The sequence below is a fragment of the Colwellia sp. PAMC 21821 genome, assembly GCF_002077175.1.
Classification (GTDB): Bacteria; Pseudomonadota; Gammaproteobacteria; order Enterobacterales; family Alteromonadaceae; genus Cognaticolwellia.
Window position 1 is genome coordinate 2,070,477 of the sequence record NZ_CP014943.1, and the last position, 14,371, is coordinate 2,084,847.

8 protein-coding genes are annotated in these 14,371 nt (G+C 38.6%); 3 read left to right on the plus strand and 5 right to left on the minus strand.

Features of this window, described 5'->3' with window-relative positions; translation table 11 throughout:
- The first annotated feature begins 192 nt into the window (after positions 1-192).
- Positions 193-2,937 (plus strand): DNA polymerase I, encoded by a 2,745-nt coding sequence (gene polA, locus A3Q33_RS08735; RefSeq protein WP_081182435.1) that lies wholly within the window; start codon positions 193-195, stop codon positions 2,935-2,937.
- 490 nt (positions 2,938-3,427) lie between these two features.
- On the opposite strand, the gene A3Q33_RS08740 is transcribed toward polA, so the two are convergent.
- Positions 3,428-4,888: an HDOD domain-containing protein gene (locus A3Q33_RS08740; RefSeq protein ID WP_081179616.1), complete on the minus strand. Its 1,461-nt coding sequence runs from the start codon at positions 4,886-4,888 to the stop codon at positions 3,428-3,430.
- 380 nt (positions 4,889-5,268) lie between these two features.
- Between A3Q33_RS08740 and A3Q33_RS08745 the strand changes: the two genes are divergently transcribed.
- The gene (locus tag A3Q33_RS08745) at positions 5,269-8,106 is read left to right on the plus strand and encodes a M16 family metallopeptidase (protein ID WP_081182438.1); all 2,838 of its coding nucleotides are present in this window, start codon (positions 5,269-5,271) and stop codon (positions 8,104-8,106) included.
- Positions 8,107-8,558: 452 nt separating this feature from the next.
- Here the strand turns inward: A3Q33_RS08745 and A3Q33_RS08750 are convergent, their stop codons facing one another.
- Together A3Q33_RS08750 and A3Q33_RS08755 are read right to left on the minus strand one after the other, a co-directional pair.
- Positions 8,559-10,082, minus strand: coding sequence for a S10 family peptidase (locus tag A3Q33_RS08750; RefSeq protein ID WP_081179617.1), 1,524 nt, complete (start codon positions 10,080-10,082; stop codon positions 8,559-8,561).
- 329 nt (positions 10,083-10,411) lie between these two features.
- Positions 10,412-10,990 carry a HutD/Ves family protein gene (locus tag A3Q33_RS08755; RefSeq protein ID WP_081179618.1) on the minus strand — a complete coding sequence of 193 codons (579 nt, stop codon included), beginning with the start codon at positions 10,988-10,990 and terminating at the stop codon, positions 10,412-10,414.
- 264 nt (positions 10,991-11,254) lie between these two features.
- On the opposite strand from A3Q33_RS08755, the gene A3Q33_RS08760 reads away from it, so the two are divergent.
- Positions 11,255-11,749: an outer membrane beta-barrel protein gene (locus A3Q33_RS08760; RefSeq protein WP_196798071.1), complete on the plus strand. Its 495-nt coding sequence runs from the start codon at positions 11,255-11,257 to the stop codon at positions 11,747-11,749.
- A gap of 90 nt (positions 11,750-11,839) precedes the next feature.
- Here the strand turns inward: A3Q33_RS08760 and A3Q33_RS08765 are convergent, their stop codons facing one another.
- Positions 11,840-13,573 carry a M1 family metallopeptidase gene (locus tag A3Q33_RS08765; protein ID WP_196798072.1) on the minus strand — a complete coding sequence of 578 codons (1,734 nt, stop codon included), beginning with the start codon at positions 13,571-13,573 and terminating at the stop codon, positions 11,840-11,842.
- Between the two features lie 74 nt (positions 13,574-13,647).
- Positions 13,648-14,268: a c-type cytochrome gene (locus tag A3Q33_RS08770; RefSeq protein ID WP_081179620.1), complete on the minus strand. Its 621-nt coding sequence runs from the start codon at positions 14,266-14,268 to the stop codon at positions 13,648-13,650.
- Between the last annotated feature and the right edge of the window lie 103 nt (positions 14,269-14,371).

Sequence of the window (14,371 nt, forward strand, 5' to 3'; positions counted from 1 at the left end):
TTTCCCTATAATACAAGCAGTTAAAATACACTTGCCGTAAAGTTCGCCAGATCTTTAGGGTCTTTTCCTATGCTTTTCAACATACTTATCCACAATTTTCGCTATTTTTGTGACTAAATATAATGAATAGCTAGAGAGAATTTGCCGATTATGGCATGCTTAGCCCATCTTTCTCCCAGTTATAAAATTATCATGCCAACTTCTGACCAATCACCGCTTATTTTAGTCGATGGTTCATCTTATTTATTCCGCGCATATCACGTGCCATATTTGCAAGCTTTATCAACATCAGACGGTCAACCTACAGGAGCTATTACTGGCGTCTTGAATATGATCAGAAGTTTGAAAAAAGATTATCCCAACGGCAATATTATCGCGATATTTGACGCTAAAGGAAAAACCTTTCGCAATGACATGTATGCTGACTACAAAGCAAATCGTCCACCAATGCCAGATGATTTACGCACCCAAATTGCGCCAATACATGACATTATCACAGCCATGGGTTTACCACTTTTAGTGATTGATGGTGTTGAGGCGGACGATGTTATTGGTACGTTATCGCATCAAGCAACAGCATTGGGTATTGAGACGGTGATCTCTACCGGTGATAAAGATATGGCACAGTTAGTTAACCCGCATGTGCGCTTAATTAACACCATGACCAATGTAGAAATGGATGAAGCTGGCGTTATTGAAAAGTTTGGCGTTCGCCCAGATCAGATCATCGACTATCTTGCCTTAATGGGCGATAAAGTTGACAACATTCCGGGTGTTGATAAATGTGGCCCTAAAACTGCCGTAAAATGGTTAACTGCTTATCCAACCTTGAAAGAAGTAATGGAACATGCCGATGAAGTTAAAGGTAAGGTCGGTGAGAACCTTCGAACGGCTTTAGCTCACTTACCACTTTCTTATGAACTAGCGACGATTAAGCTTGATGTAGTACTTGAGCAAAATGCTGCTGAATTAAAACCAAGCGCACCTGATACAGATACATTAAGAACCTTGTATCAAAAATACGAACTTAAGCGTTTGTTAGCTGATTTAGATGCCGGCGATAAAAAAACTGAACCGTCAGATACTGTGAATAACGATGCAGTTGCAGACTTGCCAGCGGCTATTGAGAGTGAATATGACATTATTCTGGATAAAGCCAGCTTTAATGTTTGGCTTGAAAAGTTAAAATCGGCTGAGCTATTTGCTTTTGATACTGAAACCACCAGCGTTGATTATATGAAGGCTAAGCTAGTGGGCTTATCATTTTGTATTGAAGTAGGTAAAGCTGCGTATGTACCATTAACACATGACTATATTGATGCTCCTGAGCAGTTAGCGCTTGATTGGGTACTTGAGCAACTAAAACCTTTATTAGAAAGTGATACGTTATTTAAAGTAGGGCAAAATTTAAAATACGATGCCAATGTGTTAGCGCATTACAATATTGCTATGCAAGGCATTAAATTTGACACCATGCTGGAATCGTATTGCTTAAATAGTGTGGCTACTCGCCATAATATGGATGCGCTAGCGGATAAATATTTAGGTTATAAAACCGTACATTTTGAAGATATTGCAGGCAAGGGCGCTAAACAGCTAACCTTTAATCAAATTGAGATTGAAAAGGCAGGGCATTATGCCGCTGAAGATGCTGATATTACCCTACGTTTGCATGAAGCCATTTATCCACAATTAGCAAAAATAACTTCGCAGCTGTCGGTTTTTGCTGATATTGAAATGCCTTTATTACCGGTACTTGCACGCATGGAACAGCATGGTGTGTTAATTGATTGCGATATGCTAGCAGAGCAAAGCCAATCTATTGGTGCGCGTTTAGCTGAGTTAGAAATTGAAGCACATAACTTGGCCGGCAAAAGCTTTAACTTGAGCTCTCCTAAGCAGTTACAAGTTATTTTGTTTGAAGAGTTAAAAATTCCTGTTATTAAAAAAACGCCTAAAGGTGCGCCTTCAACGGCTGAAGAAGTACTGCAAGAATTAGCCTTAGATTATCCATTACCTAAAGTAATTTTAGAAAACAGAGGGCTAAGTAAATTAAAGTCTACTTATACTGATAAATTACCGTTATTGGTTGGTGCTAAAACTAATCGTGTTCATACCTCTTATCATCAAGCGGTAACCGCAACAGGGCGTTTATCTTCAACCGATCCAAACCTACAAAACATTCCAATTAGAAGTGAAGAAGGGCGTAAAATTCGCTTGGCTTTTATCGCGCCGCCTGAGCATAAAATTGTCGCGATAGATTACTCGCAAATTGAATTACGCATTATGGCGCATTTATCGGACGACCCAGGCTTAGTTAAAGCGTTTTCAGAAGGTAAAGACGTACATAAGGCGACAGCCGCTGAAATATTCGCTGTGCCGTTAGATGAAGTAACTACCGATCAACGCCGAAGCGCGAAAGCGGTTAACTTTGGTTTAATTTATGGCATGTCGGCATTTGGTTTAGCAAAACAATTAAACGTTCCTCGCCATACAGCGCAAGCTTATATGGATAAATACTTTGAGCGTTATCCTAATGTTTCTCAATACATGGAAGATACCCGTCAAAAAGCGACCGAAACAGGTTATGTGGAAACCTTATTTGGCCGCCGACTTTATTTACCTGATATTAACGCAAAAAATGGTATGCGCAAAAAAGCCGCTGAACGTGCTGCTATTAATGCACCAATGCAGGGAACTGCAGCTGATATTATTAAAAAAGCGATGTTAGATGTTGATGCTTGGATACAAGAGAAAAACGACCCAAGAATCAAAATGACCATGCAAGTACACGATGAATTAATATTTGAAATCCACCAAGACATTGTTGAAGCAACAACAGCGACCTTGGTTGAGATAATGAATAATGCCATTACCATGAGTGTGCCGCTCATTGCAGAAGCCGGCATTGGAGATAACTGGGAACAAGCGCATTAGATATTAGTTTTAAATCAATTTTTGAAATTAATATCGTCGTCGTACGTTCTTATTAAATAACACCGAATGATCCCTTCATGGTGTGTTGTTTTTTAGGCCTCTACCCAGAGGCCTTTTTTTTGGCTGAATATAGAGTTAGCAGCTTATATTCTTAGGCATTTGGTGCTGTGGCACTAGTAAAACTATACTTATGTTATAAATTTACCAAATTATGTAAAAAAACTACATAATTAGCTTTACATGCTTAGAGTCGTTACTCTATAATGACCTTGTTCCCAAATTGAACACTTGTTGTGATAATTTGTATTTTAAGCTTCCCCATATAGCTTTTGAGTCGATAATTTATTTTTTCGGCTCTTTTTTTTGCCTGAAATAATGTTTTTAAATGCTCACGGGAATAAGTTGGTTTTGCTTGAAATGTACATTTTGTAATTATATTACAACGTGGCTGTGTTAATGTGTGTTAGGCATTGGTACTGAACGTTATTATTTACTTATTTTTATGTGAAAGCATCGTTAAGCATAAGTTTAAATGTTCAACTAATGCAGCGCAGTGATCAAAATCAATCAACGAAATTTCTTTATCACTATGAAAGATCTGAGCGGTAATAACCCCAATCGGTGTTTGTCCAACTTTTAAAGGGCAGATTAATACCGAACCTTCGACGATGAACTCGGCTATTTCTCCAGTAATATATTGATACCACTGCTTTTCCTGCCGATCTTTTATTAATATTGCTTGGTTATTATCCATGGCATAACTAAAGACATTATTACTGCGAGAAAGAGAAAATCTTACGTTTTTATCTATAAGCTGACTAGCGATGTCGTAAGTAAAGCGAGACTTTATGGCCTTTTTATCATCAATAACTAAGAGAAAACTACAGTGTTCAAAAGCAAAGATTTTTGCCATAGATTTTAGTGTCAATCGGATAAATTCTGTTAGATCGGTTGATGTTTTAAGTAATTTGTTGAGCTGTATATATACACTGAGAATGTCACTGTCTTTATGTGGGTTAGGCTTTAAAACTTGATACTTATTACCTTTAAAGTCACTTACCTTTGGTAGCGGATTAATATGTTTTATTAATGCCGATGCACCATAAGACGTAAGTAATTTAGTCGCTCTTTCGCGCAGATGTTCTATTTTTAGTACTAATTGCCGAACGTTTAAACCGGTTAATTTCGCAATATCAGCTAAAAGTTGCTGAAACTCCTCTGCGCTGCCAGTAGGGTTTGCGATGGAATTACTCAATTTGTCGGCAAAATATATTATTTGAATTTCAATAGTTCTGCTTTTAGGTTTATCCATTGCTTTTAGGAGTAGGTCACTCAAGCTCCAAGTTTTTACAAGCTCTGTACTCAATTGGGAAAAATCACAGCCAATTTCACTTAGGCACTTTTGGCGAAAATTTTCAGAAGTCATATCTCCGTGTGATATTAACTTTTCAGCCGACTTACCACCAACAATCCAAAAAGCTGTTTCACCAATTCGATAAAGCATCGCTGCTAAATAAAGCTCTTCTTGGGTGTCTTCTGCATACTGTGGCGCCATCATTTTCGCTAATAATCCGGCATAAAATGAATTGGCCATTGATTGTGTTAATTGATGATAAACATCGGCATTAAGCTCTTTATTTGCCAGTAACCCTTCAACTAACTTAGAAGTCAGACAGATGTTTTTAACCGCCCGAATACCTAAAACTACTGATGCTCGAGATACAGTATTTACTTTGTTAATACTCAAGTGCTGAACGCTGTTGGCAACTTTAAGTAAGCAAGATGCAAGCGCCTGATCGTGTAAAATAGCTTTACTTAACTTAGGCAAAGACGACTTATCGTCATTATTAAACTTATCCAGCATTCTGGCTGTTGAAGTGATGGCAGGTAATTCACTTTTTGCGATTATATCAACCCAGTGTTGAATTGAAATCTGCGGTGCGTCTTTCATCTCTTTGCTCCGAGTGGATAAATCATGTTTTATTTTTAGCCATTTTATCGAGCGTAACACATATTTTTATAAAATTATTGTTAACAGATCTGGGATTTTATAATCGTATCTTTTGATGTACGTAAAAGTAATCGCACTTTTATCGTGTAACGATGTCCGACACTTCATGATAATTTTGTGTTGTAAATTGCCAAGCTTGAACCGTTAAATAGATGTGCTTTGGCATGAAAAGTAAAATTCGTGATCTTGTACTATTTGTAATAGCATCATTTTTAATACAATATCAATGCTAATCTATTGTACTTATTGTCTATTTAGTTAGTATTGAACTAGCTAAACATAATCGATTTAAATAAAAGGGGAAGGTTTTGAATAAATGGATGCTACCGGTGTTATTAACGTGTTTAACGGCATGTGAAAATACTACAAAATCAGAAAAACAGATGTCTGCTACAACGGTTGCAGGGATAAACTTTGTAGAAAGTGTGGGTACGAAAAAAGGTAAAACGGTCATTCCTTATCAAAAATATGTGCTTGATAATGGTTTAACCTTAGTGCTGCATCAAGATAAGTCTGACCCTCTTGTACACGTCGATATGACCTACCATGTAGGCTCTGGTCGAGAAGATATTGGTAAGTCTGGCTTTGCACATTTCTTTGAGCATATGATGTTTCAAGGCTCAGAAAACGTCGCGGATGATGAACACTTTAAAATAGTCACCGAATCTGGCGGTACCATGAATGGTACGACTAATAGTGACCGGACAAATTATTTTCAAACCGTGCCAGCGAACCAACTGGAAAAAATGTTGTGGCTCGAAGCTGACCGCATGGGATTTTTAGTTGACGCGGTAACCCAAGAAAAATTTGAAATACAACGTGAAACGGTAAAAAACGAACGTGGCCAAAGCTACGAAAATCGACCTTATGGATTATTACGTGAGCGGGTTTCTGAAGCTATGTATCCTTTAGGGCACCCTTATTCGTGGCAAACAATAGGTTATATTGACGACTTAAATCGCGTGAATGTTAACGATTTAAAAGCCTTTTTCTTGCGCTGGTATGGTCCTAACAATGCAACATTAACCATAGGCGGTGATCTTGATGTTGTTGAAACTTTAGCCATGGTTAACAAGTACTTCGGGAGTATTCCTCGTGGTCCTGAAGTAAAAATGCCGATAAAGCCAAGCTTTACTATTGAGGCTGATCGCTATATTTCGATGGAAGACAATGTGCACTTACCTTTAGTGTATATGTCGTATCCAACCGTAAGTGTTAGACATAAAGACGAAGCCGCGCTGGATTTATTGTCTAGTATTTTGGGTGGTGGAAAAACCTCATTACTTTATAAAAACTTAGTTAAAAATCAGTTAGCTGTTCAGGCTTCAGTAAGTCATCCTTGTGCAGAGCTTGCTTGTACTTTCAATATGTTAGCTCTACCACATCCAGCTTCGGGTAAAACATTGGCAGATATGGAAATAGTTATTCGTGATAGCTTGCTTGAATTTGAAACTCGTGGCGTTGAAGACGACGACTTAATCAAAGCCAAAGCTGAAATGGAAGCCGGTTTTGTATTTGGTTTGCAAAGTGTAGCGGGTAAAGTAAGCCAATTAGCGGCTAATGAAACCTTTAAAGGTAATCCGAATTATATCGAACAAGATATTGCTCGTTATGCCAATGTTACCAAAGCTGATGTGATGCGTGTTTATAAAAAATATATTAAAAATAAACATGGTGTGATCATGAGCATAGTGCCGAAGGGGCAAACAGCGCTGGTTGCAGCACAAGATAACTTTAGTCCTGAAGCTCGCGTTATCCCCGAACTTGCTTCTACCTCTGAGGACGATTTACAGGTTCGAAAAGCTAAGGATAATTTTGATCGCAGCATAATGCCAGTAGCAGGGGCAAATAAAGCCGTTGATGTACCTGAAATGTGGCGAGAAACGTTTAATAACGGTATTAAAATACTAGCAACACAAAGTAGTGAAACACCAACCACTTCAATATTAATAAAAATTCCAGCAGGGCATTACTTTGAGAGTAAAGACAAGGCAGGTACAGCCGCGCTTTTAGCCGCAATGTTAAATGAGTCTACGACTAAACGTAGCGCTGAAGACATGAGTAAGGCACTGCAGAAGTTAGGTTCCTCTGTTGGTATTGCTGCCGGAAACGACTATTTAGCGATCAATATAAATGCGCTAACCAAGCATATAGATGCCACGTTAGACCTTGTGTATGAAAAAATCACTGAGCCAGCATTTTTACCCAGTGAGTTTGACCGCAATAAAAGCAACGCGATTCAAGGGGCGATTAATGGTAAAAAAGATGCTGGTTATTTAGCATCGAATGCTTATCGTCAATTACTGCATGCAGATAATATTGCCGCAACCTCGAGTGCGGGCTCAGAAGCATCATTAGCTAATATCCAATTAGCCGATATTAAAGCGCTGTATCAACAGCAAATTAAAGCCAAGGGCAGTGAAATAATATTAGTTTCTGATTTAGACAAAGTAAAAGTGTTGAAGTCACTCAGTATATTTAAGGCACTGACTGGCGAAGGCAAAGAGCTGATATTAAACCTCCCTGAATCGAATGCTAAACGTGGCGTTATTTATTTAGTTAACAAAGACAATGCTGCGCAGTCTGCTATTCGTATTGGTAAGCGTTCACTTACTCAGGATGTTACTGGTGAGTACTATCGTGCTTACTTAATGAACTTCCCGTTAGGTGGTGCATTTAATAGCCGTATCAACTTAAACTTACGTGAAGATAAAGGCTATACCTATGGCGCACGTTCGTATTTTTATGGTGATAAATTCTCTGGTACTTATACCGCTAGCGCAGAAGTTCGTGCAGACGTAACCGACAAGTCTATTGTTGAGTTTGTAGAAGAAATTAAGCGCTACGCTGAGCAAGGAATAACGGATGAGGAGTTGGCCTTTATGCGTAATGCTATCAACCAAAAAGATGCATTAAAGTATGAAACCCCCGGCCGTAAATTAGGCTTTTTAGCGCAAATTTTAGAGCATAATTTAACGGCTGATTTTGTCAAAGAGCGCAATGACATTGTGGCGAATATTAGTAAAGCAGAAATTAATGCCTTAGCGAAAAAACACTTAAACTTAAGTGAAATGTTAATGGTAGTGGTTGGCGATGCTAAAACCTTGAAACCGCAATTACAGGCACTAGGTTACCAAGTTATTAATTACGAAATTTAACGTTAAGCAACGAAATTGAAGGCTGCCAATCGGCGGCCTTTTTATTTTTTGTCGCGCTTTTATGATTAATGTTTTTGTACTTCACAGTTCTTCGATGGTAAATTTTCCTATTTAAAAAATTTCACCACCGAGACACAGAGGCGATGCCCGCTTCACCGAGAAGTGATTTCAATAGCAAAAGTCAATTGTACTTGTGATGTGTTACCTCCTGCAGTTCTCATTATTTTCTCCCTGTGAATGATTACTTTTTTTACCGAGCGGAAATAATGAGGCAGTTATTGAGGTATTTAAGATCGGGAACATTTGGCTTTAAGCATAAAAATTGCTTTATATTTGCCATATTTTACAAAAAAAGTGAATAAGCCGAACGGTTTTATAAACGCTAAAGAGAATAACGCTGCCAGTGTATATGCCCTGACAGCGCTTATTTATGTACTAAAATATAGTCTACACTATGGCTTACTTTGATATTTTGCCGGTGTGGTTTTATTCGGTAAAGTCGCTTTGATAAACTCACGAATATCTTGGTTAGATGCTTCTAAGTCTTGGTAGCGAAGATACATCATATGGCCACTTTTATAGCCTTTAAATGACAATCTATCTTTCATTTTTCCACTTGGGTCAAGTTGCGATAAGGTATATTTAGCATCAAAATAATTAGTCGCACCGTCGTAGTAACCCGATTGAATCATCACGTTTAAATACGGATTTTGTGCCATGGCTAAACGTAAGTTTTTACCTGTGTTGTTATTGGTTCTATCCCACGGATGCACGTTACCAAACATATTATATTTAAGATCAGTTTTGTAATTAAGCTCTTCACGTAAATAGTAATTTATGGCGGGCGTAAAGCTGTGTAACCAAGACGTTAGCTCGGCGTTGTAATCGGGGCGGCTGCCAGTCACTTTTTCATCAATACCTAAATAACGCGAGTCTAAGCGACCCACGGTTTGTTCGCGGTTACGCAGTATTTCTTTCCAAAAGTAAGACGCTTCAATATCTAAATTATTACGCAGTACTTCTTGCACCGATAAACCAGAATATCGTGCCACTTGTTTAGCGATGCGCTGTTTTTCATCTTCAGCAATAAAGCCACCTTTGGCTAGTGCGGGTAGATATTGCTCAAGGGTGAACTTTTCAATTTCTGGCAATATTTCTAATAAATCTTGGTTTTGTAAATCGGCAGACAGTGCTTTGTGATACCAAGCCGTTGCTGCGAAATATGGTAAGCGATTAGCTGCTTTTACCGGACCGTCACGTTTGATACCTATGTCGGTAGGAGACACTAAAATTACACCGTTTAGGTACATCCATTGGCGAGATTGTAATTCTAACGCTAAGCCTGAAACTCGCGTGGTGCCATAACTTTCTCCAATAAGATATTTTGGTGATTGCCAACGATTATTGCGCGTAACAAAAGTGTTAACCCAATCAGCCAAGTATTTAACGTCAGCATTTACACCAAAGAACATGTTCTTTTGTTCTTCTTTTGACGGCATATTACCTTCTTTATCCGGTAAAACGCGCGAATAACCGGTGTTGACAGGATTCACAAATACAATATCAGCGGTGTCTAAAATTGAAAATTCATTGGTTTTTACGCCGTATGGCTGAAGAGGAAAACCCTCGCTATCAACATTGAGTACTTTCGGGCCGGTATAAGCTACGTGCATCCAAACTGAAGCCGAACCTGGACCGCCATTAAATGATATGAGTAAAGGGCGTGCGGCGTTATTTTTTACTTTCGAACGTTGGTAATAAGTATAAAAAAGGCTGGCGATTGGGTTGCCATCTTCGTCCCAAACGGGTTGTGTGCCAGTGGTGGCCGTGTAATCAAATTTTTTGCCGTTAACTTTAGTACTATGACTACTGGTTTTGCTTTCATCGATAGCAATTTTGCGTTCAAATTCTGCATTTGCTAAGGGCGATAACAATAAGAGTAGACTTGATAAGGTTAAAAGATGTCGAAATGTCATCACAATGTTCTCAGTGTTAGGGAATTTTTTAGTTGTGTATCTAGCGTACGACAGCATGAAGACAAAGTCATATTTAAAAGTTAGAACGAGTATATATAGCGATTAATGACCTAGCGACTAATAAAACAAGGTATGTTAAATCGAACCACCTTAGTACTGTTTCTTTAAAACATGGGTTATCGAGTGCGTCTACTGCCTTATCCCCTAGAATTAGGCTGCATCTTCAAGGGGAGAGAATTTTTCAGTAGGCCTTTACAACAAAAATGATTAAATAACATTTAGCTTAATGGAATGCAGCCCAAGCTAAATGTAGCCTAAGGGAAATGTCGCTATGTGCAATGGTTTAGATAAACAATAATCAGATGTTCACCTGTTATGGATGAATGGTTTTTTGCTAAATCGGTTATTTTTACTAAATGCTGGGCAGGTAAGGTGAGCGTTTTTTGTGTGTTGTGGTCGGTAAGTTCGGCATCTTTGAATAAACTATAGATAAAACATAAGTCGCTATTTTCAAGTGGATGATTTTTCGTGCTTGTCTGGCAGTCTAGCTTGGTATTAAAGGCTGAAGTGCGGGCAATAATATTAAAGTCGGTTATTTCATTACTGTACAAGTTGCCAACGGTTTTGTTTCCGCCATCAAAAGTCGCAAAATCAAGCAGTTTGGTTAATCGATCAATTTTACTGTCATTGTGTTGTAGATTAATGCCATCGCCTTCAATTAAAATTAGGTTACGGGTGTAATCAGTGAAATTAGAAAATATACCGTCTTCAACCACACTTGCCATACTTAAACGCCAGTTGAAATTATCTAAGGTTCCACCAGGATTTATTGCCATTTCGACCGTCTCGCCTTTGCCGTTTTTCCATGGCACGGTTTTAAATTGTGTTGGTTGAATAATTTCGATCATGTTAGGTATTCCAAATAAATAGGCGCATTTTATAAAGTGTGTAAATCATAGCGCGAAATAACTTAATATGCCTGCGTTAGTCATGTTTAATTAGTCGTTTTTATACGCTAAAGACATAACTTGTTACGTATTTTAACCATTTGTTATAACAAAGTAATTGCCTAACAAAAATTGCATTGATAGCATGCGCACTTTCCTGATCTCATTGTACCAAGTTGACTAATTAACTTGGTATTACGCTCTATTTAATAAAAGGATATTATTGTGTTTAAAAAATCTTTAATTGCACTTTCTCTACTGGCATTACCTTTAACTGCCGCTGCAAACTGGTCAGCTGGCGCGGGTTATGCCAACATCTCTGACGATGACCTTTCATTAGGTGTTATCTATGGTGCTGTTGCTTATGAATTTGCTAAAGAAGGCAGTAAGTTTTCTTTAGTGCCTGAATTGCGTCTTGGTACCGGTATATCTGATGACAATATCAGTGGAGCTAAATTAGAAGTTGAAAGCTTCACCGCACTTTCTGTTCGTGGACAATACAACTACGATAATGGCTTTTATGCCTATGTTATGCCGTCATATGCAAACTTAGATGTTAAAGCAAGTTTTCGTGGTGCGTCTTTTAGCGACGATGAATGGAATTTTGGTTTTGGTGCTGGTGTTGGTAAAAAACTGAACGATAAAACTAGCGTTGAAGCCTCTTTTGAAAATTACGACGGAACTGATGTAATTACCGTTGGTTTTAAATACGCTTTTTAAGCGTTTGGTTTTTTTGTATTACTTAAAAGGGAAGCCAATGTGCTTCCCTTTTACATTAAACAACACTAAACAATACAATTGCAGGCTAGCTTAATCACCCAACAAATTCAAGGTACTGATATAGAAATTAGCATCGACCTTAAATTTCAGTTTCACTGTTTCATGGTTATCTTTAGTTCGTTGTTCATCAATGCTCATTTTTTCCCATTTAGTCGAAGGCGATAACCACATGGCTTTGCCGTCAATAAATACCCGTACCGGCATATTAAAGCCCTCGATAACATTACTCCAACGATATTGCATTTGGTTATTTTTAATAAAATACTCTAGGGTTGGAATGCGAATGTCACGTAGGTATTGGTCAAACACCTTGCTTAAATCTTTGCCCGATTGATCACTGATATAACTTTCAACTTGCGCTGTTTCTACCACACCATGATAAAACGTTTGGTTTAATCCGCGTAAAATACTACGCCAAGTTTCATCATTATTGATGATTTGGCGAATAGTGTGCAACATGCTGCCACCTTTGTCATACATGTCACCTGAGCCTTCTTGATGTAAGCCATATTGGCCTATAATCGGGCTTTTATTCTGAATGTTTAAGCGCTTGCCTCGAATATATTCAAAGGCTTTTTCTTTATCATAGTGATACTCCAAGAATAAACTTTCTGAGTAACTGGTAAAGCTTTCGTGTATCCACATATCGGCAATGTCATTGTGGGTAATGTTATTCGCAAACCATTCATGACCCGACTCGTGCACAATAATAAAGTCAAATAGCATCCCCGCGCCTGTTTGGCTGCGATCACGGCCTAAATAGCCATTTTGATAACCATTGCCATAGGTTACAGAGCTTTGATGTTCCATGCCCAAATAAGGCGCTTCAACAAGCTTAAAGCTGTCTTGGTAGAATGGATAAGGGCCAAACCAATATTCGAATGCTTGAATAGTCCGCTTAGCATCTTTGAACTGTTTTTTGGCTTTGTCGATATGGTCGCGTAAAACATAATAATCCATGTCGAGCTGACCTAACTCTCCTTGATATTGCTCACCAAAATGCACGTAATCACCGATGTTAATGTTGATACCATAATTATTAATTGGGTTGACAACTTGCCAGTGAAAGGTTTTGGTTTTGCGAAATTTATTATGCTGAACGTTAACTAAGCGACCGTTCGATACATTCATTAAATGCTCAGGTACTTCAACACTGATCATTGCTCCTTGATCTGGTTCGTCGTAGGCGTGATCTTTATTTGGCCACCAGATACTGGCGCCTAAACCTTGGCATGACGAAGCAATGAAGTCATTACCGTTATCATCTTTGCTCCAGGTGATACCGCCGTCCCAAGGTGCGCGAACAGCTTCATGAGGCATGCCTGAAAAGTGCATCGTTAGTTGGTACTCTTTGCCAACTTCTTGTGCTTGGTTAATGCTAATAAAATACGAGTAACCTAATTGTTCTACCGCTAATAAAGTACCGTTTTGCTCCACTTTTGTGAGCTGCATTGGTGCCTGTAATTCAATTTGTAGACGCTTCTTCTCTGACAGCACGGTGTACTTCATGGTGTTGGTGCCAGAAATACTTTTGTTTAAAGGGTCTACACTAATATCTAACTCATAATGGCTTAAATCCCACCATGCTCTTTCAGGCGTTATGGTGCCACGAAGGATATTTTGATGGTGATCATCGATTACACGTTTAGGAAATAAATCAGCCGTAGCTTGGTTGCCTGTTATTAGGCTAAGCAGCAGTAGTATTGAAACAATAATTTTGAGGTACATAGGCGATAATTGGCAGTAGTTGGTAATAGCAAGCATGAATATAAAAAGCAGCGATTAACGCTGCTTTTTTACATAATAAACTTTACGCGCTAATTAAATAGCGAGCGTTATTATTTTAAAGATGACATGTATTGCGACAGCGCGGCAATTTCATCGTCAGTTAAATTAGCCGCAACACCTTGCATCATGCCATTAAGGTCATTATTACGTGAACCGTTACGAAATTTTTCTAATTGAATTTTTAAGTATTCAGCATTTTGGCTAGCAAGGGCAGGGAAACCTGCACTAGGCATGCCCTTACCGTTAATACCATGACAAGCAACACATGCGGTAACTTCCATTTCAGCGTTACCGCCTAAATAAAGTTTTTTGCCTAAAGCGTCAGCGTTGCCCGTACCAGCGGTTATTTTTTGGCTGGCATAAAATGCGGCAACGTCAGCCATGTCTTGTTCGCTAAGTGCCATAGACATGCCACCCATAACAGGGTCAACACGGCCTGATTTACCACCCGATGTCATGCCTAATTTGAATTCGGTAAGCTGTTTAACTAAGTAACTAGCACTTTGCCCAGCCAATTTAGGGTACATAGGCACAAGGCTATTACCGTCAGCGCCATGACAAGCAGCACACATAGCTGATTTGCCTTTACCTGCTTCGGCATTACCTTCAGCTGCATTGGCTGTAGCGATAGCACTTAATCCTAATAAAACAGTAATGATAAATTTTTTCATTGGTTTAGTCTCTGCTTGTCGTAAACACGATAAATGGTTTACTTCTAAAATTTGTTAACTAGATTGCTTTGCATTCTACACGATTTTAGTGATTGTGAAATAA